Annotated in this window: 24 protein-coding genes; 3 read left to right on the top strand and 21 right to left on the bottom strand. The window is 53.4% G+C overall.

Annotation, left to right across the window (positions count from 1 at the left end):
- The first annotated feature begins 557 nt into the window (after positions 1-557).
- Both EDC14_RS19340 and EDC14_RS19335 read left to right on the top strand, forming a co-directional pair.
- Positions 558-746, top strand: coding sequence for a small, acid-soluble spore protein, alpha/beta type (locus tag EDC14_RS19340; RefSeq protein ID WP_132015962.1), 189 nt, complete (start codon positions 558-560; stop codon positions 744-746).
- Between the two features lie 558 nt (positions 747-1,304).
- On the top strand, positions 1,305-2,471 hold the full coding sequence (locus EDC14_RS19335) for a hypothetical protein (RefSeq protein ID WP_132015961.1): 1,167 nt from the start codon (positions 1,305-1,307) through the stop codon (positions 2,469-2,471).
- Here the strand turns inward: EDC14_RS19335 and EDC14_RS19330 are convergent.
- Complete coding sequence (locus EDC14_RS19330; protein WP_132015960.1) at positions 2,468-2,731, bottom strand: DUF2619 domain-containing protein; 264 nt, start codon at positions 2,729-2,731, stop codon at positions 2,468-2,470. The two genes, EDC14_RS19335 and EDC14_RS19330, sit on opposite strands and share 4 nt — an antisense overlap.
- A gap of 30 nt (positions 2,732-2,761) precedes the next feature.
- Entirely contained in the window at positions 2,762-3,220 is a 459-nt protein-coding gene (locus EDC14_RS19325; RefSeq protein ID WP_132015959.1) for a DUF441 family protein, read from the bottom strand.
- 174 nt (positions 3,221-3,394) lie between these two features.
- Between EDC14_RS19325 and comA the strand changes: the two genes are divergently transcribed.
- Positions 3,395-4,189, top strand: a complete 795-nt coding sequence (comA, locus tag EDC14_RS19320; RefSeq protein ID WP_132015958.1) for a phosphosulfolactate synthase — start codon at positions 3,395-3,397, stop codon at positions 4,187-4,189.
- 240 nt (positions 4,190-4,429) lie between these two features.
- Here the strand turns inward: comA and EDC14_RS19315 are convergent, their stop codons facing one another.
- The 19 genes from EDC14_RS19315 to recA form a co-directional block, all read right to left on the bottom strand.
- Entirely contained in the window at positions 4,430-4,618 is a 189-nt protein-coding gene (locus EDC14_RS19315; RefSeq protein ID WP_132015957.1) for a hypothetical protein, read from the bottom strand.
- Positions 4,619-4,655: 37 nt separating this feature from the next.
- Complete coding sequence (locus tag EDC14_RS19310) at positions 4,656-5,612, bottom strand: hypothetical protein (RefSeq protein ID WP_132015956.1); 957 nt, start codon at positions 5,610-5,612, stop codon at positions 4,656-4,658.
- 15 nt (positions 5,613-5,627) lie between these two features.
- The gene (locus tag EDC14_RS19305; protein ID WP_132015955.1) at positions 5,628-6,086 is read right to left on the bottom strand and encodes a pyridoxamine 5'-phosphate oxidase family protein; all 459 of its coding nucleotides are present in this window, start codon (positions 6,084-6,086) and stop codon (positions 5,628-5,630) included.
- A gap of 195 nt (positions 6,087-6,281) precedes the next feature.
- On the bottom strand, positions 6,282-6,548 hold the full coding sequence (locus EDC14_RS19300) for an IreB family regulatory phosphoprotein (protein ID WP_132015954.1): 267 nt from the start codon (positions 6,546-6,548) through the stop codon (positions 6,282-6,284).
- 78 nt (positions 6,549-6,626) lie between these two features.
- Positions 6,627-7,052 (bottom strand): chemotaxis protein CheX, encoded by a 426-nt coding sequence (locus EDC14_RS19295; RefSeq protein ID WP_132015953.1) that lies wholly within the window; start codon positions 7,050-7,052, stop codon positions 6,627-6,629.
- 60 nt (positions 7,053-7,112) lie between these two features.
- A complete protein-coding gene (gene rpe / locus EDC14_RS19290; protein ID WP_132015952.1) occupies positions 7,113-7,760 on the bottom strand; it encodes a ribulose-phosphate 3-epimerase in 648 nt (215 codons plus the stop codon).
- Between the two features lie 12 nt (positions 7,761-7,772).
- The gene (gene rsgA / locus EDC14_RS19285; protein ID WP_243663032.1) at positions 7,773-8,654 is read right to left on the bottom strand and encodes a ribosome small subunit-dependent GTPase A; all 882 of its coding nucleotides are present in this window, start codon (positions 8,652-8,654) and stop codon (positions 7,773-7,775) included.
- Positions 8,655-8,702: 48 nt separating this feature from the next.
- Positions 8,703-10,346, bottom strand: a complete 1,644-nt coding sequence (gene pknB / locus EDC14_RS19280) for a Stk1 family PASTA domain-containing Ser/Thr kinase (protein ID WP_165908144.1) — start codon at positions 10,344-10,346, stop codon at positions 8,703-8,705.
- Between the two features lie 218 nt (positions 10,347-10,564).
- Entirely contained in the window at positions 10,565-11,263 is a 699-nt protein-coding gene (locus EDC14_RS19275) for a Stp1/IreP family PP2C-type Ser/Thr phosphatase (RefSeq protein WP_132015949.1), read from the bottom strand.
- A gap of 164 nt (positions 11,264-11,427) precedes the next feature.
- On the bottom strand, positions 11,428-12,009 hold the full coding sequence (locus EDC14_RS19270; protein ID WP_132015948.1) for an FHA domain-containing protein: 582 nt from the start codon (positions 12,007-12,009) through the stop codon (positions 11,428-11,430).
- On the bottom strand, positions 11,984-13,027 hold the full coding sequence (gene rlmN, locus EDC14_RS19265; protein WP_132015947.1) for a dual-specificity RNA methyltransferase RlmN: 1,044 nt from the start codon (positions 13,025-13,027) through the stop codon (positions 11,984-11,986). Before rlmN ends, EDC14_RS19270 begins: the two co-directional genes overlap by 26 nt.
- A gap of 310 nt (positions 13,028-13,337) precedes the next feature.
- On the bottom strand, positions 13,338-14,138 hold the full coding sequence (gene spo0A / locus EDC14_RS19260) for a sporulation transcription factor Spo0A (RefSeq protein ID WP_132015946.1): 801 nt from the start codon (positions 14,136-14,138) through the stop codon (positions 13,338-13,340).
- Positions 14,139-14,249: 111 nt separating this feature from the next.
- The gene (locus EDC14_RS19255; protein ID WP_165908143.1) at positions 14,250-14,789 is read right to left on the bottom strand and encodes a GNAT family N-acetyltransferase; all 540 of its coding nucleotides are present in this window, start codon (positions 14,787-14,789) and stop codon (positions 14,250-14,252) included.
- Between the two features lie 767 nt (positions 14,790-15,556).
- A complete protein-coding gene (locus EDC14_RS19250) occupies positions 15,557-15,817 on the bottom strand; it encodes a stage V sporulation protein S (protein ID WP_132015944.1) in 261 nt (86 codons plus the stop codon).
- Positions 15,818-16,152: 335 nt separating this feature from the next.
- Complete coding sequence (locus EDC14_RS19245; RefSeq protein ID WP_341540174.1) at positions 16,153-16,938, bottom strand: TIGR00282 family metallophosphoesterase; 786 nt, start codon at positions 16,936-16,938, stop codon at positions 16,153-16,155.
- 219 nt (positions 16,939-17,157) lie between these two features.
- Entirely contained in the window at positions 17,158-17,694 is a 537-nt protein-coding gene (locus tag EDC14_RS19240) for a hypothetical protein (RefSeq protein ID WP_132015943.1), read from the bottom strand.
- Between the two features lie 69 nt (positions 17,695-17,763).
- Positions 17,764-19,293, bottom strand: coding sequence for a ribonuclease Y (rny, locus tag EDC14_RS19235; RefSeq protein WP_132015942.1), 1,530 nt, complete (start codon positions 19,291-19,293; stop codon positions 17,764-17,766).
- A 182-nt stretch (positions 19,294-19,475) separates the two neighbouring features.
- Entirely contained in the window at positions 19,476-19,916 is a 441-nt protein-coding gene (locus EDC14_RS19230; protein WP_132015941.1) for a regulatory protein RecX, read from the bottom strand.
- A gap of 6 nt (positions 19,917-19,922) precedes the next feature.
- The gene (recA, locus tag EDC14_RS19225; protein ID WP_132015940.1) at positions 19,923-20,966 is read right to left on the bottom strand and encodes a recombinase RecA; all 1,044 of its coding nucleotides are present in this window, start codon (positions 20,964-20,966) and stop codon (positions 19,923-19,925) included.
- Positions 20,967-20,977: the final 11 nt, after the last annotated feature.

Here is a 20,977-nt window from a genome sequence, read left to right as displayed (position 1 = left end):
TCTACCTTTTTTCAGCTTTTCAGTTTCAAATTTTGGATTGGATCTTGTTTGAGTTTTTTGATCCCCTTAAAAACTATGGGTTCTTCACAACGCTTCTATATAAGTTGAATTAAATTTCTGATCAGCATCAGGTCCCATAAGCCTTCCATGATGGGAAAATTTGAGGGATTGCCTTTTCGAAACAGCCGCGGCATTTTTGGCTTTCATAACCCATTTTGTTATTTTTTCCGCGGGAATATACCTTGGTAAAACATTTCATGCGGCTGAATTTTCGCGATGGGCACTCGATGGAACTACGGAAGCTAACCGTGATCCGCCGCTCGACGCCGATGCTTTTGGCGAATTATTTTCACGAATCTTCGCTATCGGCATCTGCGAAGCAACTTTTCCATCCTTAAGGAATGGCGGGAAAAGGATCCAGCATGGATGGATCTCCTCCGCAGGGAAATAGGTCGTTAAATTGTATGTCCGGAATATTGAGTGCGACATAGTTTAGCGGCCAAAGCGAATACTATCGTTGGAGTCTCCGGCGGAGACTCCGCCAAGGGGGTGAATCCTTGAGCCGTCGCGGCAGTATTGTTTCCGACGCCACCAAGTACGAAATCGCAAAAGAACTCGGTTTTGCCGATCGTATCCAGGTCGAAAATGGTAGCTACGACTATGGCAACATCACCACCCGCGAGGCCGGGCTGATCGTTCGCGGCCTGATTCAAAAGGCCGAAGAATTATTATCCCGGCAGGGTTAGGGAGATTTCTCCCTAACCCTTCACATCATTTGGCACCGCCTCATATGATATACCATCAAGTTTGAAGAGTTTATCCCCGCCGGTTCGATGGCAACGTGTCTGTCCACTGCTGACCTGATACTGACCCAAGTTAAGGTAATTTGGTGGTGTATTGCAAATAAGCCGAAGCTACTTCGGCTTTCTTTTTTTGCCATGGCTGACATTATTTTTACACCTTTCTACTGCAGGTATCCCATAAAAACAGCCGAATTTCATCTAAAAGTAAGTGATAAAGTCTTTTAAATCGGAAAATCGTCCCGGAACGGACTTTTAAACGACTTTATCCCTCGTTTTTCTGGGCTTTTGCGAACAACCCGGCCTTCGGACGGGGTTAATCACAACGCTTCGCAAAGGGCAGAAACGAATTCCGGCATCCAGGAATTCGGTTACGCATTTCCGGTTCGCAAATTGCTATCTTTCCCGCCCCGCCCGATCGCTCGGGAAGCAGCGGACGGTTTCCAAAGATGAACGCTTTGCGCCCTCGTTCATCGTATTATTATTATTATATGGAGGAAGCCCTTGAGAAAATTGATGACTTTATTACTCATCTCGGGCAGCTTAGCCTTTATCTGCAGCCCAGCCTGGGGACAGGCGGCACCCAAGGCTCAACTCAGTGTCGATCAGCGAATCGCCGAACTCAATAACCGTTTTAGCTCCCTGGAAGCGAGTTGGGGACGGTTTCAGCTCGGCGGCAATTTTTCCCTTGAGGCTGACGGACTCCTTGAAGATCATTACAGTACCATCGGCCCGTTTCAATTCGAGCAAAAATTAGGTCTTTATCTCAATGCCGGCATCGACCGGAACCTCTCCTTTGCCTTGAATCTTTCGCACGAGGGAAACTGGGGCGATTATACCACTGCGCCGTTGAATGCCCCGTTTCTGCTCGATGAGGCTTTTATCAAAATGGAATACCCCCGTTCCCTGAATTATCTGGGGAGGTTCCGCTTCTCCTTCGGACCGCTGGGCTTAATCACCGATTTCGTGAACAATCCCGCCGAGGGACTGGCGTTACAGCATACCTTCAAGGACTACCATGCCATCGGGCTGTATTCGCGGATGCTGACCCAGATTGACGGCGATTCCAAGGAATTGAGCACCCAGGATTATTTTGCCTTCCGCCTGGGTTGGTCCGGCCAAGCCACGATCGTCGGCTTGAACCTGGTGCCGCGGGGTCTGGCCGCTGAAAAAGCATTCAGTGTCGATGTTTCATCCACCCTGCCCGCCGGCAAGATCGCCGCGGAAGTCGGGTGGTACTCGTTTGATTCGCCGCGTTATCCGGATTACCATACCGATTGGACGCCGGCGGCTTTGGTAAGTTTCGGCCGCGAATTGCCGAATCATGACTTTTTCCAGGTAAAAGCCGGTTATATCGCTCAATACTTCACTCCTTCGGCGACTTCTCTGAACCACTCTTCCACCGATCTGCGCGAGTGGTTCACCGCCAATACGCGCGGCCTGGAGCTGTATTTACAAAATAGGCTCGGGAATGACTTCTATCTGGAAAACCGGCTCATGATCTCGAAACCCGTGAATGATGTCGCGCAAGATGGCACCAGTTACCGCTGGCGCGGCAATATTAACAAGAATTTCTCCCCGCTCAGTCAGTTGCAGTTCGGGGTGGAACTCAATCAAAACCGCAACTTGAATAACACCTATCTCTTTACCCGGTGGAATCTCCAATTCTAGCTTTTGGTCCCGATGAGCACCAGCACCATCCCGGCGCTGAGCAACAGCACCTTATACCATGACAGTTTCACGGCAATGGCGGCGATACCCAACACGCTCACCATGATAAAGACGATCGGGCCAATCAGGCCCAGCAACGCATTCAGGCGTAATGCGGTATCGACCCGCCCTGCCTTTAAAAAAATGATCGCCACGGCGATCTCCAGTAACCCGGAGATGACTCGCAGCATTGCCATATTGCCCACTGTCGCCTGCTCCATTCCTCTGCTCCTCCCGCTTCACTCTGGCCGCTAGCGTTTCCCGAGCCCCAACAGGTTGAAAAGAATCGCGGTGATCCCCGCCGCGGCCAACGGGCCGACTGGAATTCCTTTCAACAACGAAACCCCGAGCACCGTGCCCACCACCAATCCGACGACGATCTCCGGTTCCAGCTGCAGCAGCAGCAGGCCTCGGCCGCAGAGATACGCGGCGGCGATCCCGCCGGCGATCGCCGCCAGTCCTTTGACGCTGCGAAACGTATTCAGAATCTCATCGAAGCCCACCCGATCCAGGGCGAACGGCACCAGCACCGCGATTAATAAAAAAAGCAGCCCAACATCCACCGCCCGCCGCTCAAACAGTAGCAAAATCACGCGCAACTTGACCAACTTTAAGACCAGAAGGCTGCCGGCGCTCGCCGCGATCAGATTATTATTAAACGCCATCCCCAAGGCAAAAATCACCAGCAAAAGCAGATTATCCTGAACCATCCGCCTCACTCCTTCTTTAATTCTTATTCCAGCTTGGCTTCTTTCATGTCATGAACTGATTCGGGCGCAAAGCATAAAATAGAGAAGTTGAATTCGCCGGCTATGATGGAATCATTCCGGGATTGAATTCAACGGATTGCTGCTTTATAGGATAGAGTCCGGGAGTGATCAAAAATGGATAATCAGTGGGTCCAACCGCCCCGCTCCGGCAGAGCGGCGAAGCCGCGCCAAACAGGCATCACCATGCTGCTGGACAAAGGGCTTTCCCTGGCCGATACCCGCGCCCTGCTGGAGCTGAGCTCGCCCTTTATCGATCTCATCAAGCTCAGTTTCGGCACCACCGCGTTGTATCCGCCGGAAATTCTCAAGCAAAAGATCGCCTTGGCCGCGGAGTATCAGGTGGCCCTGTATCCGGGGGGAACCTTTTTCGAGCTGCACTACTGGCAGGGGGAAAGCGGGCGTTATTTCAACCAGTTGCGCCGTCTCGGCCTTCATTGGGTTGAAATCTCCGACGGATCGATCGATCTGCCCATGAATGAACGGTCGAAGGCCATCAGCGAGGCCCGGGAGGCCGGGCTAGAAGTGATCACGGAGGTCGGCAAGAAGAGCCTGCTGCGCCAGCCCGATGAGGCGGTTTTGGCAGCCCAGGCAGAGCGGGATCTGGAGCAAGGGGCGCGCTGGGTCATTGTCGAGGCGCGCGAGTCCGGCCATGGCGTGGGAATTTACGACGAACAAGGGAAAATTGTACCGGAAAAACTTTCTCTCCTGGCGCAGGCGCTGCCTCCGCAGCGCGTCATTTGGGAGGCGCCCCTCAAAAATCAGCAGGCCGAATTGATCAATCAATTCGGACCCAACGTGAACCTCGGCAATATACCGCCGTCGGAGAGCATGGCTCTGGAAGCGTTGCGCTTAGGGCTCCGCAGCGACACCTGGAAAACCGCGCACCTAACAAAAATCGGGGTATTGTAAAACAATACCCCGATCCGCTTCTTATTTTGGGTCCCAGCAGCCGTCCGTTTGCTTCCCGGAGATATCCCTGAAGTTCGCCCCGGGCCTCATGGCACCCCCGCAACCACTCTTCACTGAGTCATGATCGATCTTGGATAACTCATAATCGAGCTTTGGCCGTTCCAGATCAATCTTCAATGACTCAAGATCGATCTTGAGTCGTTCCAGATCGATCTTCAATGACTCACGATCGATCTTGAGTCATTCCGGATCGATCTTCAGTGACTCACGATCGATCTTGGGTCGTTCCAGATCGATCTTCAGTGACTCATGATCGATCTTGAGTCGTTCCAGATCGATCTTCAGTGACTCACGATCGATCTTGAGTCGTTCCGGATCGATCTTCAGAAACCGAAGATCGATCTTTGGTCGCTCCAGATCGCTCTTCACTGACTGCCGATGGCTCTCCGGTGACTCCCGCCCGCGGTTAGCGTTGCGACTGGGCCGCCGGCGCAGCCGGTGCCGGCTGGAGCGCGCCGGCGGCGGCAGCCTCTCCGTCCCCAGCGGGCCGGTCCGGCGCCCCCTCCAGTTGGGCCCGGTCAAAATCGGCCGTGGCTTCGACCACCGCCACTTTGGCCGGCATGGGCAGCACCACGAAACGCAGTTGCTGCTTTTGCCGGTTGGGCCCGGGAAAATCATAAAACTCGGTAATCGGCTGCGACTCCCGTTTGCGGAAATAATCGTCGGAATTAATATCCATATAGATCAGGTCTTTCCCGTAATCGTTGAAACAGCCGTTGCCATTGGCATCCATCAGCCTGACCTTCATCTGCTTGCGCGTCTTCCCGGCCTGCACGGTCATTTCGCCCTCCAGGAAGCTGGCAGTGAAAGTACCCACCATGATTTCGGTGCTATTTTTCTTGGTCGCGAACTGGATGTCGAAGAAGAAATAGAGCTTCTTCTGGAAGACACGGTCATAGCCTTTGTAAGTGACGGTGAGCGGAGCCGGAATCAACGAATAATATTCCTCAATCGCGTATCCGGAAGACTTGTGGGAAACGACGTCGAGACTCTCCACTTTTTCCTTGTTGTCCAGGCGGTTATCGCCGTTTTGATCGATATAGAAATCCAATTTCCCGGTGGTTGGGTTTTTGCCAAAACCGAACCAGGTTTTCTGATCGTGATTGCCTAGTTTGAAATAACCGTACTTCACGTTGTCCAGCTTGCCGGCGTCCCATTGGACGGCCAGATAGTCGGGCTTTGCCTCGATGACTTCGGCGGTATTCGATCCTAACGGGAATTCTTTGGTCATCAAATCGAAGAACGTTAAGGTCCGCATCTTGAAGTCGTAGATTCCTGCGTCGGGGAGCGGCATTCTACTGGAAAAACCCATGGATACGAGTGCCAGGGCCCCTATGAGAAACAGCGTCGAGATTTTCTTCATCGCTAGCTCCTTGGTTTAGGTATTTTCAATTTGGCTCAGTTCTTGAAAGATCTTCCTGGACAACAGCAGCGCCGGTTCGGTTTTGTGCCGGATCCGGATGCCCTGGGTCACAAAGTACAGCATGGAATTGTCCTTTTTGATCTCGCTGATCTCCACTTCCACGACAGCCATATTATAATCCGTGTCCATGGCATTGCGGATGACCCGTCCGAAACCCTTGATGCACACCGCGATATCGCCTTCATCGAGCGCGGCAACCGCAACGCAGCCATTATTAAGAATATTCTGATAGGTTTGATGGTTTCTGGAAATTGCAATCCGGATATTCTTGGAGTCGCGAACCACTACAAAATTGAATGGAGCTGTGTGGGGATGGAATTCTTGATCGACGGTAGCCACAATCACGGTACCGATCCGCTTGTCAAACAGATCCGCTAAAGCCGGGCTCAGTTCGGTCCCCAGCAACACAGACATACTCCCACCCCGTTATCTCAAGATTTCTCTCTAAAACTATGGGGCGCATGACTGCTTTAGAACCGCTCCGGCCCTGTCCCACCGCCATGGGGAGAATTTCCCAGCGGGACGGAGCGGTTCTGTTTCGGGGATCGCCCGGAATCCTTACCGGCGGAAGATGGGGATGTCCGGCTCAGGGCTCACCTTTGGGAACGGTTAACCGATCCCGTGTTTATCCAGGTACGAGCGGACCAGCTCCTCGAGGATCTGATCCCGTTCCAAACGCTTAATCAGGATCCGGGCATTCCGGTTGCTGGTAATATACGCCGGGTCGCCGGAGAGCAAATACCCGACGATCTGGTCCAGCGGATCATAGCCCTTTTCTTTCAGGGCCGAACAGACTTCGGTCAGAATTAAGCCCACTTCCGACTGAGTTTCTTCTTTGGGAGAGAAACGTCTGGTATTCTCGGAAAGATCTCCCATCACATACTCACCTCTGCCAACATTGCTGTGTGCTCATCGCGAGGAAACGATTGAAACGCCGTTCCCCCGACAAATAGTTTATAACCTGTCCTTGCGCAGGGCCAGGTTGATTTCGATATTGCCGAAGGGGGTCTGAATCGGGATCGCCAATGCGGTCTGAACATGCTTCAAAAAATCGGGAATTTCCTGCGTCATCAAAAAAAGCGGCGGCGTGATATTGCAGTGGTATCCGTTCAGCGAAAGATTGGTGCTGGCCGTCCCGACGATAATATTCTTCAGTTCGCACAACGCGCTTTTTCCCATCTCATCAATGATCTCGACTTGGGTCATCAACATCTGGGAGGCGATATTCTTCGCTGTCGGCATGGACATGCCGCAAATCACCTGTCCCTGCAGGTCGCCAAGGACTCCGACTAATATGGAGATGTCATACTTTGTCAAAGGATCGTCGTTGAAAAAGGGTTTTCCGGCCTGTACATCGGGATTCAGCATCTTTTCAATCACCGAATAAACTGCCTTCACAAAAGCGTCGATATGTTCGAACGACAGTTCGATTACCCCCCTTTATTGGACCCCATCCCTGAGCCTCTTCAGTGCCGCTGCCGGGTCGGGATCCCGGTAAATCAGGGTCCCCGCCACGAGGACGTCGACTCCGGCCGCTACCAAGCGCGGGGCATTCTCCAGATTCACACCGCCATCGACCTCAATTTTGCAGGAAAGCCGGCGTTCGGAAATGATGGCGCGCAATTGCTTGATCTTTTCATACATCGCCGGGATCAACCGCTGGCCGCCAAAGCCCGGATTCACGGTCATCAGCAGCACCAGATCCAAATCCGGCAACAAGTACTCCAGGCAGCTCAGCGGGGTCGCCGGATTCAGCGAAACGCCGGCCTCGCAGCCTAGCTCCTTGATATTCTGCACCAAACGGTGCAAATGGTTTCCGGTCTCGGCGTGAATGATGATCCGCTTGCTGCCGGCCTGGGCATACAGCGGGATAAATGCGGCCGTATTCTCCACCATCAGATGGGACTCGATGGGCACCGCGGTGACTTGCCGCAATGCCTCGACAAACATCGGCCCGAAGGTTAAATTGGGAACAAAATGGCCATCCATGACATCAAAATGGACCCAATCCGCGCTGCGGATTTTGGCGACTTCTTCCCCCAGTTGCAGCAAGTTGGCGTTCAAAATCGAAGGGGCGATCTCCACCATGGTAAGGAACTCCTATCGGTATCGTTTTTCCCAATAACCCTTTACTTCAGCCAATAATTCCAAATAGGACTGATAGCGCTCCGCCGCAATTAGGCCGGCGCTGACCGCCCCTTTGATCCGGCAATCCGGTTCCGTTTCGTGCAGGCATGAAGTAAAACGGCAGTTCGGGTAGGCTGAAAATTCCGGATAATAACCGGCCAGCGCCTCCGGTTTCATGAAATCCAAAGCGATTTGGGAAAACCCGGGCGTGTCCGCCACGTAACTATCCGGCCCGATCTTGAGCAACTGAACTTCCCGGGTGGTGTGCTTGCCGCGCCCGATCTTCTCGCTGACGGCCCCGGTTTTTAAACGCAACCCCGGCGCGATCATGTTGAGCAAAGCCGATTTGCCGACTCCCGAGGGTCCGGCAAAGACACTCACCTTGCCTTTTACTTCCTGCAATAATCGACGTTTTCCAAGATTGGAACGGACGCTGGTACACAAAACGTTATATCCATAACTACGGTATTTATTCGCTAATTTATCTGCTTTTCCTGTTGCGACAAGATCGGTTTTGTTAAAAACTATTAAATTTGGAATCCCACTCGCTTCCGATAAAACCAGAAATTTGTCGATCAACAACGGGATCGGATCCGGGTTGCAGTGCGCAAAAACCAGGACCACCCTATTGACATTGGCGATATACGGCCTGGTAAGCACGGATTGACGGGGCTCCACTTCGTTGATGACGCCCCGCCCATCCTCATCAATGGTATATTTAACCAGATCGCCCACAAGTATTCCTTGAGTTTTCAATTTTAACCGGCCCCGAATCGCGCATTCGACGATCGGGCCCGGAGTCTGCGGCTCCACGAAGTAAAACCCGCCGATGATCCTGACGACCCTGCCCACCATCACGTTTTTATGTTCCTCCAAAACACATTCACAAAAATCGGCTTCAAGTTATGGCGTCGGTTCCACCGCCGAGCCCGAACTGACGATGAAATTCATCGCGGTACCGGTCGCCACTCTTTCAAAAGGCACCGGTTTTTGATCGATCACCACGCCCTCGGGATAAATATCACTGGGGGCGAGCGTCGCCTGGTTGTAGATCAAGCCGATTGAGCCCAGTTCCGCCCGGACTTCCGAAAGCGGCCGGCCGATAAAATTGGGCACCTGGACCAGATCGGTGGTGGTGATATTCAGCGTAATGGAGACGCTGGCGCCTTGCTCGATCTGGGTGCTTTCGGCGGGCAGCTGCTTGATGACCGTCCCTTGCGGGGCGTCGGGATTGGATTCCGACAGGATCTCGCCCAATTTGAGACCCGCTTCCTCCAGCGCCAATTCCGCTTCCAATTGGGTCTTGCCGACCAGCCGCGGCACCCGGACCAACTGCGGTCCTTTGCTTAGAACCACTTCAATCTCGGTGTTGATCCGTTTCGGCTGTCCCGCCTCGGGCCGCTGCGAAACGACATAACCCGACGGATAATCGGAATTAAAAAGCCGGTTCACGATTTTGATCTTTAGCTTGCGTTCCGCCAGCAATTGGCGGGCTTCGTTATATTCCTTGCCGACCAGGCTCGGGACCCGGACTTCCGGGCGGGGCGGCGTAAAAACATTGAGGAAAAAGAGCGCGACAATCAGCACCAGTAAGAAACTTCCCCCAAACCCCAGCAGGACCCAGGGCAGCCATTTTCGTTCCTTCCCTTTTTCCAGATCTTCCGGAGTGACGCCGCTCCAAACCTCCGTCGGCATCTCCATGGCGTCCGGAGTTCCGGCCTCGCGTTGGATCTTCAATTGCGCCGCCGTGACCTCTTTCAACATGGCCAAGGCCGTCGGATAACGATCCGACGGCTCCACGGCCATCGCTTTCTCCACCAGGGCCACGACTTCCGGCGGAGTCTCCGGCCGCAACTGGCCGATGGGAACGGCTTCCCCCTGCAAATGCTGGAGCGCGATGGCGATCGACGTATCGCCGGAAAAAGGCACCTTCGCGGTGAGCATTTCATAAAGGACGCAGCCCAGGGAGTACAGATCGGACTGTGGGCCGACCAGCCCGCCCCGCACCTGTTCCGGCGAGGCATAATGAACCGAACCCACCACCATCCCGGTCTGGGTGAAAGAACTGGCGCTGACCGCCCTGGCAATGCCGAAATCGGTCACTTTCACCTGGCCGTCGGGGGTGATCAGGATATTATGCGGTTTGATATCGCGGTGGATGATGTTGCGTTGATGGGCGTGATTCAAGGCCGAGGCAATCTGGCGGGTAATCTCCAGGGCCCGCTCCACCGGGAGCGGCGCCTCTTTTTTGATGATACTCTTCAGATTGGCTCCGGGAATGTATTCCATCACGATGTAGTCCATGCCGTCCTCTTGGCCGACATCGAAGATATTCACCACGCTGGGATGGGCGAGGCTGGCCGCGGCGCGCGCTTCCCTCCGGAAACGGTCCACAAATTCGGAATCGTTGGCGTATTGCGGCCTCAATATCTTTACAGCAACAGTACGGCATAACAATGAGTCTTCCGCTTGATAAACCAAGGCCATTCCGCCTTCGCCAATCAGCTCGATTAGACGGTAGCGATTTCCCAATATTTTGCCGATCACTGTCCCACCTCTGTTCGAATGGTTGTTTTCAAATCTAAAAGCCATGTGATAAAGTCCGCTAATTCGGAAATCATCCTTTCAATGGACTAAAAAACGACTTTATCACTTGCTTTTCTGAGCTTTTGTGTTCACCCTGGCCTTCGGGCAGGGTTTATCACAACGCTTCTAAATCCTTCGTCGCAGGCCCGGCCTTTCCTGCCGTTCCAGCCCGCGGCCGGTTAAATCTCGATTAAAATTGCGGTAATATTGTCGTTCCCGCCCTGTTGATTGGCAGCGTCGATCAAACGCTCGACAATCTCCTGGGGCGACTCCGCCAGACTCAGGAATTGCTGGAGTTCGTTCTCCCGCACCATCCCGGAGAGCCCATCCGAACACAGTAAGAACTTGTCTCCCCGGCCGGCCGGGATCAAGCGCACCTCGACCTCGGGCAGTCCTTTGGTCCCCAGCGCCCGGGTCAGAATATTGCGTTGCGGATGGGTCTGCGCTTCTTCGGCGGTGAGGCCGCCGTTCTTTACCAGCTCCGCGACGAGCGAATGGTCCTCGGTCAATTGCTCGAGTTGACCGGTGCCGCCACTCAGGCGGTAGATCCGGCTGTCGCCGACGTGGGCAAGATACGCTTGTTCGCCGTCCAGAACCAGTATCGTCACGGTCGTTCCCATGCCCTGATACGCCGGTTGGAGATCGGTTTCCTGCAAGATCGCTTCGTTCGCCCGGACCACCGCTTGCTGTATCGCCAGCGGGATATCGCGGCTCAGATCGGTCTTTAGGATGGTCTCCACCGCGATGCCGCTGGCTATCTCCCCGGCTTCGTGGCCGCCCATGCCGTCCGCCACTACGAACAAATTATCGCGGTACCCGAAGCTATCCTCGTTTTGTTCCCGGATTCGACCCTTGTCTGTCTTTGAACCAATTCGCATCTTCTCATCCTCACAGGTTACTACTCCGGTGGTTAAAAACAGCGAAAGAAATTTTGGAAAATCGCGATGCTTTAACCTCGTTTTCCAAAATTAATTCATCCATTGAACCGCCGGATATATCGATGTCGCAACATCAAGAAACGCGCCGCGCCCCCCTCGGAGAATCACTCCAAGCGCTTGCCGGCGGAGCGGCGCCCCGTCCGGTAATCCCTGGAGACTTCGATGACGGTTTCCCCGATCTTGATCTGATCCCCGGGCGACAACGGCTTCTTCTTGGCCAGCGGCTCGCCGTTTAAAAATGTGCCGTTGGTGCTGCGCAGGTCTTCGAGGTACAATTGGGAACCTTTTTGATGAATCACGGCATGGAACCGTGAAACTTTCGGGTCCCGCAATTGAATGTGGTTATCCGGCTGGCGGCCCAGCTTGATCTCAGGGGTGGCTCCGACGAACTGGCGGCCGCGGTCCAATCCCGAACTGACCGTAAAGACCCATTGTTCTTCGGCTAAAGCCTGAAGTTTGGGCCGAACCTTGGTTTTTTCGGTCACTCCGGGTCCCTCCGGCCGCCAATTCTTGGTGTTTTGCAGCGCCGGCCAGCGATTCGTCTTTTCGGGAGCATTCACCCAGGGAAGGGCCATTCCTTTGAAAAAATGGGCCACTCGCGGCGCAGGCTTTAACGCCCCGCCGGGAATGGCGTCCCCGGCGTCCTGGGGCCGCAATATTCTATGAAACAGGCGACGAATGTTCATTTTGATACTTCCCTTGTAATTGTCCGCAGGCCGCCGACAACCGGGTGCCCCGTTCCTTGCGGACTGTCGTTTCGATCCCCGCGAGTAGCAATTCCTTCTCAAACAGGCGGACCCTGGCCGGATCGGAGCGGCGCCAGTCCTTGCCCGGTATCGGATTGAACGGTATTAAATTGATATGGCAGAGCAAGCCGGATAATAGCCCGGCCAGGTTCCGCAGGTCCTCGGGCCGGTCATTCACTCCGGCGATCATCGTGTACTCGAAGGTGATCCGCCGGTTGGTCTTTTGCAAATAAGCGTGACAGGCTTCCAGCACCGCCGCCAGCGGATATTTCCGGTTGATCGGCATGAGCCGGTCCCGCAGCCGGTCGTCGGCGGCATGGAGCGAGATCGCCAGATTCAGCTGCAAGGGTTCTTCCGCCAAACGCTGGATTCCCGGAACGATGCCGCAGGTGGAGATGGTAATATGCCGGGCCCCGATGCCCATCCCTTGGGGATGATTCATGATACGTACTGCTTTCAACAGGTTCTCGACATTCAGCAGCGGTTCCCCCTGGCCCATCGCCACCAGGCTATTGATGCGGACCCCGGCGTCACGGCCGATCCGCAACGGCTGCTCGATGATTTCCGCGGCCGTCAGATTACGGGACCATCCCAGCTGGCCGGTGGCGCAAAAAAGGCAACCCACGGCGCAACCGACCTGCGTTGAAAAACAAACCGTATGCCGCTCGGCGTCGGGCAGATAGACGCTCTCCACCCGCCGGCCGTCCTCCAATTGAAAAAGGTATTTACGGGTGCCATCGGGATCGTTCTCAACGGCCACGGTCTCCAGCCGTCCCAGCGAAACCCCCTCGGCCCGGAATTTTTCCCGTAATGACTTGGGGAGGACGCTGATCTCCTCCCAATCGGCGGCCCCTTTCTGATACAGCCAGTCAAAAATCTGTGCCGCGCGGTATTTCGGCAAATGATAGGTTCCCAGAAATGCCTGCAGTTCTTCCAGTTCCAATCCTTTAATGTTCAAACAGCATCCCCAATTCAGCCCCGTCGGCTGTCGGTATTCCTTCAAAATTAGAAGCCATGTGATAAAGTCTCTTTCAAATGAATCCTTTTGCCAAAGGATTTTAAACGACTTTATCACTTGCTTCCCTGAGCTTTTGTGTTCACCCCGACCTTCGGACGGGGTTTATCACAGCGCTTTTAGATTAACCCGGACCGGGGAAATTATCTATGGGGCCGCCCGGTTTTCCGTAAGCGTCCCGCACCGGCTTTCTTGCCCGATCCGGAAATCAAAAGGAAATCCGCTACGGATTTCCTCGATAAGGCTCGGATTCTCAGACGATCTTGGATTCCAAACGCAGTTTATCCGCGATCTTGGCCACGAACGAAGCGGTGGTCGGAAACCTGCCTTTTTTGTTGTCAAATCCGAAAAAGTTCTCCATGAATTCGGAATTGCCCCGCTCCCATCCGATCTCGATGGTGTGACGAATGGCCGATTCCACGCCGCTGGGGGTGGAACGGTATTTATCGGCGATCCGGGGATAAAGGTTTTTGGTGATATTGCCGAGGACTTCGACTTCCTTGGCGGCGATAATGATCGCATCCCGTAAATAGGCATAGCCACGGAAATGAGCGGGAATTCCCATTTCGTGAAAGAGCTTGCTCACTTCCAGCTCCAATTCGCTTTCGGTTTTCTCCCGCCGGGCATGGTTGGCGATAACCGGACGGTCCGTCGCGACTTTAGCGGGTTTGAAGGGGGACGGCTGTCCGGCGGCGAATTGGCGGATCCGCTCAAAAAGGGTCGGTGCGTCAAACGGTTTGACCATGTAATAAGTAGCTCCCAAGGAGATTAACCGTTGAATCATCGACTCTTGCTCAAAGGCAGTCAATACGATGACGATGGGCCGATCCGGAAGTTCGCCCAGTCTTTCCAGGACCCCGATGCCGTCCAGGTAGGGCATTGTAATATCCAGAACCAGCACATGGGGTTTGATGCTTTCGACCAGTTGCAACGCTTCAATGCCATCATATGCGACACCCGTGAGTTCCATATCATCCTGAAGGCTGATCAAGCCGGACAATGAGGTACATAATTCGCGGTTGTTATCAGCCACTACGATCTTGATCTTTGACATACATCCCCCTCCTTCATAACATAACAACTTTTGGTAATAATTCGACGGGGAAGGGGCAAATCCTTTTTGGTTTTTACCGATATCAAACGCAATAATCCGGCTAGAGCCCGGTTAACCCGCCTGTTGGCAGGCTGCGGCTCCAATAAATTTTTGCCGTTTGATCTCCATCAGGATAATATTCTTCCAATCGCTCCGCCGGCGCTGGAGAATCCCGATCTGCTGGAAACCGTTCTTCAGGTAGCAATGAATCGCCCGCTCGTTGAACTCATAAACCCGAAGGTAAATCCGGTTAAAACCCCGCTCGCCCATGGTATAGTTCAGCATCAGTTGAATGGCCTGGCTGCCCAGGCCCTGTCCCCAGTAGCGCCGGTCCCCGATGCGAATCCGCAATTCCGCCTCGCGTTTATTCCAACAGATATGATCCAGCTCCATATCGCCGATCAACTCTCCGGCCAGGGTCTCCATGGCAAATATTTGATAGTTGCGATCGGGAACATTCGCATGGTACCAGCGTTCTAATTGCTGAGGGTCGCTCGGAAGATCGCAGTCGACGAAAGACTGCAATTCCGGGTCGCAATTCCATTGGGCCATCGTCGCCAGATCTTTGATAGCTAACGGGCGAAGCCGGATTTTGGTTCCACTCAATTCCATATTAACCCCTCCGGTCAAGTTGGTTTTTCCGTTGAATGCTGCGAATTTTACTTTGTCGGATGCTATATAAGTTGAATTAAATTCCGCTTTGATTTCATTTGCATTCGGCTTTGCTATGCAAACGGCTTTGTTAAAAGTCGTTGCACTAGAAGCCATGTGATAAAGTCTTTCGAAACGGGAATCAGCTTGCCAAAGGAATTAAAACGACTTTATCCCTTGCTTCTCTGAGCTTTTGTGTTCACCCTGGCCTTCGGACAGGGTTTATCACAACGCTTTTAGGAATGCAAATCTTAGTTAAAAAATTTATTTCATCCTATATAGGGGAGTCTTTTTCAATTACTTAGAATTTCGTCCCGGCCGGCTTTTTACCTCTAAGTAATTATCGCCAGGATATCAGGCTTGCTGGAAATGGGAGGGGCATTTCTCCAGGGGAAGACATAAGAATCAGGAGAGAAAAACGGAAGAATACACAGGAAACCATTTTGGACCATTGAATCGCCGAAACTTTCATTTTATTGGGCCATCATTCAAAACCACTTTGCGATCACCCGCTTTCGATTGGCGATCTTATAAAACCTTGTGACGCCTTGCAAAACGGAGCGGGAGACGGCAAAGTCCTTTCGGCCGGCGTGACCGGTGATTCTCCGGACCGGCGACTTTTTGCCTCTCAAAGCGGGACGGTTCAGCCCCGTAGCGCAACAAAAAAGATGGAGAAAATCCCCATCTTCCAAGACAATCTTTTGTGGAGTACTGCGTACATTGCTGAATTATTTTGGTTCTACGATCAGCTTAATCGCCGTCCGTTCCTCACCATCGATGGTGACCTCGGTAAAAGCAGGAATACAGACCAAATTGATGCCGCTGGGCGCTACAAAGCCGCGTGCGATAGCCACTGCTTTGACGGCTTGATTGATAGCACCCGCGCCGATCGCTTGAATTTCAACGATGCCTTTTTCGCGAATAATTCCCGATAATGCCCCGGCCACTGCGTTCGGACTGGATTTCGCCGACACTTTCAACACATCCATTTTTGTCCCTCCATACTTTGCTAGGTTCCGTACTTGGTACGTATTCAATGTAAATTTATTTGCTGCTATTAATAATATGAATGTTAGTTCAGACAATTGCTAATTTCCGGCCGTTACTACCTCATCAATTTCGGTCACGTCTCGGAAATCATGGACCGCAGGAATCGGCGGACCCGTACCGGCCTTCATGTAGCCAATGGATTGTCAGAAGCCATGTGATAAAGTCTCTTTCCAAACGATTCGACTGGCAAGAGGATTTCAAAACGACTTTATCACTTGCTTCTCTGAGCTTTTGTGAACACTCCGACCTTCGGACGGGGTTTACCACAACGCTTTTAGTTCTCCAGGTCTTGCCGGATCCTTTTGATCTGTGTCGTCCTCCCGAATTCATCCACTTCCAAAAGCACGGCGTTGAAAGCAACCGGTCCCTCCGCCACTTCGAACCGGACGGGCCGTTTCGTTTTAAACTTGGTAATCACCAATTCGGAATTGATGCCCAAAACCGAGTTGATCGGACCTGTCATCCCGACATCGGTAATATACCCGGTCCCCTGCGGAAGAATTCGCTCATCCGCGGTGGTGACATGCGTATGCGTGCCCAGTACCGCCGAGACCCGCCCATCCAGGTACCAACCCAGGGCGATCTTTTCGGAAGTAGCCTCGGCGTGCATATCGAGGAGCACCAAATCGGTCTTGCGCCGCAGATTGGTCACGATCTCATCGGCCGTCTCGAAGGGACAACGCAACGGCTCCAGAAAGACCTGCCCCAGCATATTCACCACTCCGACCAGGACTCCTTTATCCGTTTCCGCCAGATAATAGCCCTGTCCCGGCGTTCCCTTGGGGTAGTTGGCCGGCCGGATTACCCGCGGCTCATGCTCCAGGACATTATAGATATCCCGGTTGTCCCAGGTATGATTGCCCATGGTAATCACATCAATGCCGCAAGCCAGAAGCTCCTTGGCGATATCAAGCGTGATTCCGAAGCCGCCGGCGGCATTCTCGCCGTTGGCGACCACCAGATCGAGTTCCTCGGACTCGATGAGGGAAGGCAGGCAAGCCTTGACAGCCTTCCGGCCCGGCCGGCCCTCAATATCACCAATAAATAATATCTTCAGCAAACAAAGTCCTCCATCTCAATCGGAACCAACCCGCGATCTGCTATCGCTTTCAGATTATTCCAAATTTTCACTTTTTATATACTGGAAGCACCGCCAGCATACAAACGGGGGTTACTGTTCTGCAGCATCCCCCCGTCGCTTGGCACAAATCTATTTTGCAAAACTTTGCTCACTTTTTGCCGGACAACGGACTTTCCGACGACAGAAGCGCTTTGCGTCTCATTTGTGAAGATTGGCCCGGTTAAAGACCATCACCCGGCCTTCTTCACGGAAGCCGATCAACCGTTTTTCCTGCTGGGAATCTTTCAGGTCCTCGAGCATATGGTCGATCATTTCCTCCTGAAGCAATACATCCTCATCCTGAACCGCCTCTTCCTGGTCAAGGAGGAGATTGCCTTCGAAAAACTGATGGACAACGCCGATGATCAGGCCGATCTCTTCTTGGCTCAATGAATCGATATCCCGCAAAATCTCAAGGAAGGTCAGATTGTCACACTCGGTGAAACTGATCTCGGTCTGCAATTGTTTCCTGCCCTGCAAGTCCGAGATCGCGCCCAGGCTCAGGGCCATTCCTTCCTTGAATGCTTCGAATTCGCCGGCGTCCAGGGTTTTGATCAACATAAAGGAAAACTGCAATGTCTTCTGGTCCGGGTCATACCGGACCGTGCCGATCTCGGGGTAACGTACCAATAAGAAAGCTATCAGACTCATGGAATTGGAGAAGGACTCGCCTTCTTTCCAGAAGATGCCTTTCATGTTTCCTCCCCCTTCCAGACCTCTTCGTTTATTATAGAGTTTTAAACGGCGTTTGGTGCTATTCCCAAGTTATTTCGCATAATCGACCGCTCTGGTTTCGCGGATGACAGTCACCTTGATCTGACCGGGATATTCCAGTTCATCCTCGATCCGTTTGACGATCTCCCGGGCGATCCGCACTGCGTTCAGGTCATCGATCCGGTCCGGTTTGACCATGATCCGAATCTCCCGTCCGGCTTGAATCGCGTACGCTTTTTCGACCCCTTCAAAAGAGTCGGCGATCTTCTCCAGTTTTTCGAGACGCTTGATATAGGTCTCCAAAGTCTCACGGCGGGCGCCCGGCCGGGCCGCCGAGACCGCATCGCAAGCTTGCACCAGCACCGCCTCTACCGAGGCCGGTTCGACATCGCCGTGATGAGCGGCGATGGCATTGACGATGAGCGGGGTCTCCCGGTATTTCTTGGCGAGATCCGCGCCGATGGTTACGTGGGGTCCTTCCACTTCATGATTGACTGCTTTGCCGATATCATGGAGCAATCCGGCGCGCTTGGCAAGAGTCACATCGGCGCCGAGCTCTCCGGCCATGATGCCGCACAAATGGGCGACCTCAATGGAGTGATTCAAAACGTTCTGTCCGTAACTGGTCCGGTACTTCAACCGTCCCAAGAGTTTTACCAGTTCAAAATGGAGCCCGTGAATGCCCGTTTCAAAAGTGGCCCGTTCGCCCTCTTCCTTGATGATGGCGTCCACTTCTTTCTGGGACTTTTCCACCATCTCTTCGATCCGGGCCGGGTGAATCCGCCCGTCCACGATCAGTTTCTCCAACGCCAGGCGGGCGACTTCGCGGCGAATCGGATCAAATCCGGAGAGGATCACTGCCTCGGGCGTATCGTCGATGATCAGATCGACCCCGGTCAAGGTCTCCAGCGCCCGGATGTTCCGGCCCTCACGGCCGATGATCCTGCCTTTCATCTCATCGTTCGGCAGCGCTACCACGGAAACGGTGGCCTCCGCCACATGATCCGCGGCACAGCGCTGGATGGCGAGAGAGATGATCTCCCGGGCTTTCCGGTCGGATTCCTCTTTTGCTCTAGCCTCCAAATCGCGGATCTTAATGGCGACCTCTTGTTGGATCTCTTCTTCCACATCCTTGAGCAGGAGCGTCTTCGCTTCCTCCGTGGTCAAACCCGAGATTCGCTCCAATTCATGACGATGCTTCTGATGGATTTCCTGAACTTCGTTTTTCAACCGTTCGACTTCGGCATCTTTTTTGGTTAAGGCTTCCTCTTTCTTCTCTAAAACTTCGTATTTCCGATCAAGGGATTCTTCCTTCTGTAAAAGTCGTTTCTCCAAACGTTGAATATCGGCACGACGCTCGCGGTTTTCCCGTTCGAGTTCGTTTTTTACCTTTAAAGCTTCCTCTTTCGCCTCAAGCAATGCCTCGCGCTTAATCGACTCGACTTCCTTGTGGGCTTCCTCAATAATCTTACGCGCTTGTTCCTTCGCTGATTCGACTTGAATTTTTCCATAAATATACGCGGCGGCAAACCCAAGGACTGAACCGATGATGATTCCTAAGAAATATTGGATGCTAATCACCTCCTATAATTTTAGCTCTTTCAAAACAGACTTCTGAAAGCGAAGTCCTTGCGATAATGATCGGATTTTTCGGATTTTAGAGAAGAAAATTCACTGCAAAAATAAATACAAAACAAGCCGAGTAAGAACTCGGCTTTTGTTCTGTCCTCAATAGATCATTGTAAACATTTTTAGATAGTGTGTCAAGGGGTAGATATCTCCTGAAAACACCGCCCAATCGTGTGTTCGGCGAAACCGGCCCGGGCTAATTTCTGACATTCCTTGACTCCAATCTCCCCGGCTCCAGCCCGTTTGGCCAGTAAGGTCCGGGCGATAATGATCTCGTCGGCATCGGAATAGTGCTCACCCAGTAATTCGGAGATCAGTTCCCGGGCGATCCCTTCGGCGGCCAGGTCCGCTTTGACATAGGCACGGCTCTTCAAACGGCGTTTCAGCAACTCAACCCGGGCAACACCGTAAGCGCGGTCGTTCAGATAGCCCCAACCGGTCAAACGTTCCAGACAAGCGGCAATCTCCGCCGCCTCAAAACCCATCTTGCTTAAGCGCTCCCGCAGCCGCCGCTCCGAATAGGGTTGCCTGCCGATCAACCGGAGCGCCGCATCCATGGCCGTCCGTTCCTTCACGGCGCGTTACTTCCCTTTGGCGGGCGCCGCAACCGATTCCGGCTTGACTTCGGCGTCTTCGCTGAGCAAGCCCACGGCGATCCGGATCTTCTTTTCGATCTCCGCAAACAGCGCCGGATCCTTCTTTAAAAACTCCCGCGCCGCTTCACGGCCCTGGCCGATCCGGGTCTCGCCGTAGGAGAACCAGGCGCCGCTCTTGTTGATGATATTGCGATCCACCGCCATGTCCAGAACGCAACCGGTCTTGGAGATGCCTTCACCGTAAATCATATCGAACTCCGCTTCCTTGAAAGGCGGCGCCACCTTGTTCTTGACCACTTTCACCTTGGTCCGGCTGCCGATGATGTCCGAACCTTGTTTCAAGGTCTCCACCTTGCGGACTTCCAAACGGATTGTGGAATAAAACTTCAGCGCCCGGCCGCCCGGCGTGGTCTCGGGGTTGCCGAACATGACGCCTACTTTTTCGCGGATCTGGTTGATAAAGATGGTGATGGTATTGGATTTGCTGACGACCGCGGTCAGCTTGCGGAGCGCCTGCGACATCAGACGGGCCTGCAATCCGACGTGGGAATCGCCCATTTCCCCCTCGATCTCGGCTTGCGGCGTCAATGCCGCCACCGAGTCGATGACGATCACATCCACCGCGCCGCTGCGGACCAAGGCCTCGCAGATCTCCAGCGCCTGTTCGCCGGTGTCCGGCTGGGAGATGAGGAGATTGTCGATATCCACGCCCAACTTTTTGGCATATAGCGGATCCAACGCATGCTCGGCGTCGATGAAGGCGGCGATTCCGCCCAGCCGTTGCGCCTCGGCCACCATATGCAAGGCCACCGTGGTTTTACCGGCCGATTCCGGCCCATAGATCTCCACGATCCGGCCCCGGGGCACGCCGCCCACTCCCAAGGCCAGATCCAGGGTGAGCGCGCCGGTGGGAATCACTTCGATATTCAACTTATCGGCACTTTCGCCCAGTTTCATGATGGAGCCCTTGCCGAATTGCTTTTCGATCTGCAATAATGCGACTTCCAACGCCTTTTGTTTATCGGACAAAGCTAGAAACC

Source organism: Hydrogenispora ethanolica, assembly GCF_004340685.1.
Lineage (GTDB): Bacteria > Bacillota > UBA4882 > UBA8346 > UBA8346 > Hydrogenispora > Hydrogenispora ethanolica.
Note: the sequence above shows the minus strand (reverse complement) of the source record. Positions and strands in the feature narration are given on the sequence as shown.

Bases quoted from the DNA above. Each gene is read 5' to 3' on its own strand.
- EDC14_RS19330 (WP_132015960.1), bottom strand. From the start codon at position 2,731: ATGGAGCAGGCGACAGTGGGCAATATGGCAATGCTGCGAGTCATCTCC.
- EDC14_RS19325 (WP_132015959.1), bottom strand. From the start codon at position 3,220: ATGGTTCAGGATAATCTGCTTTTGCTGGTGATTTTTGCCTTGGGGATG.
- comA (WP_132015958.1), top strand. From the start codon at position 3,395: ATGGATAATCAGTGGGTCCAACCGCCCCGCTCCGGCAGAGCGGCGAAG.
- EDC14_RS19310 (WP_132015956.1), bottom strand. From the start codon at position 5,612: ATGAAGAAAATCTCGACGCTGTTTCTCATAGGGGCCCTGGCACTCGTA.
- EDC14_RS19305 (WP_132015955.1), bottom strand. From the start codon at position 6,086: ATGTCTGTGTTGCTGGGGACCGAACTGAGCCCGGCTTTAGCGGATCTG.
- EDC14_RS19300 (WP_132015954.1), bottom strand. From the start codon at position 6,548: ATGGGAGATCTTTCCGAGAATACCAGACGTTTCTCTCCCAAAGAAGAA.
- rpe (WP_132015952.1), bottom strand. From the start codon at position 7,760: ATGGTGGAGATCGCCCCTTCGATTTTGAACGCCAACTTGCTGCAACTG.
- rsgA (WP_243663032.1), bottom strand. From the start codon at position 8,654: ATGGTGGGCAGGGTCGTCAGGATCATCGGCGGGTTTTACTTCGTGGAG.
- EDC14_RS19275 (WP_132015949.1), bottom strand. From the start codon at position 11,263: ATGCGAATTGGTTCAAAGACAGACAAGGGTCGAATCCGGGAACAAAAC.
- EDC14_RS19270 (WP_132015948.1), bottom strand. From the start codon at position 12,009: ATGAACATTCGTCGCCTGTTTCATAGAATATTGCGGCCCCAGGACGCC.
- spo0A (WP_132015946.1), bottom strand. From the start codon at position 14,138: ATGTCAAAGATCAAGATCGTAGTGGCTGATAACAACCGCGAATTATGT.
- EDC14_RS19255 (WP_165908143.1), bottom strand. From the start codon at position 14,789: ATGGAATTGAGTGGAACCAAAATCCGGCTTCGCCCGTTAGCTATCAAA.
- EDC14_RS19250 (WP_132015944.1), bottom strand. From the start codon at position 15,817: ATGGATGTGTTGAAAGTGTCGGCGAAATCCAGTCCGAACGCAGTGGCC.
- EDC14_RS19240 (WP_132015943.1), bottom strand. From the start codon at position 17,694: ATGAAAGGCATCTTCTGGAAAGAAGGCGAGTCCTTCTCCAATTCCATG.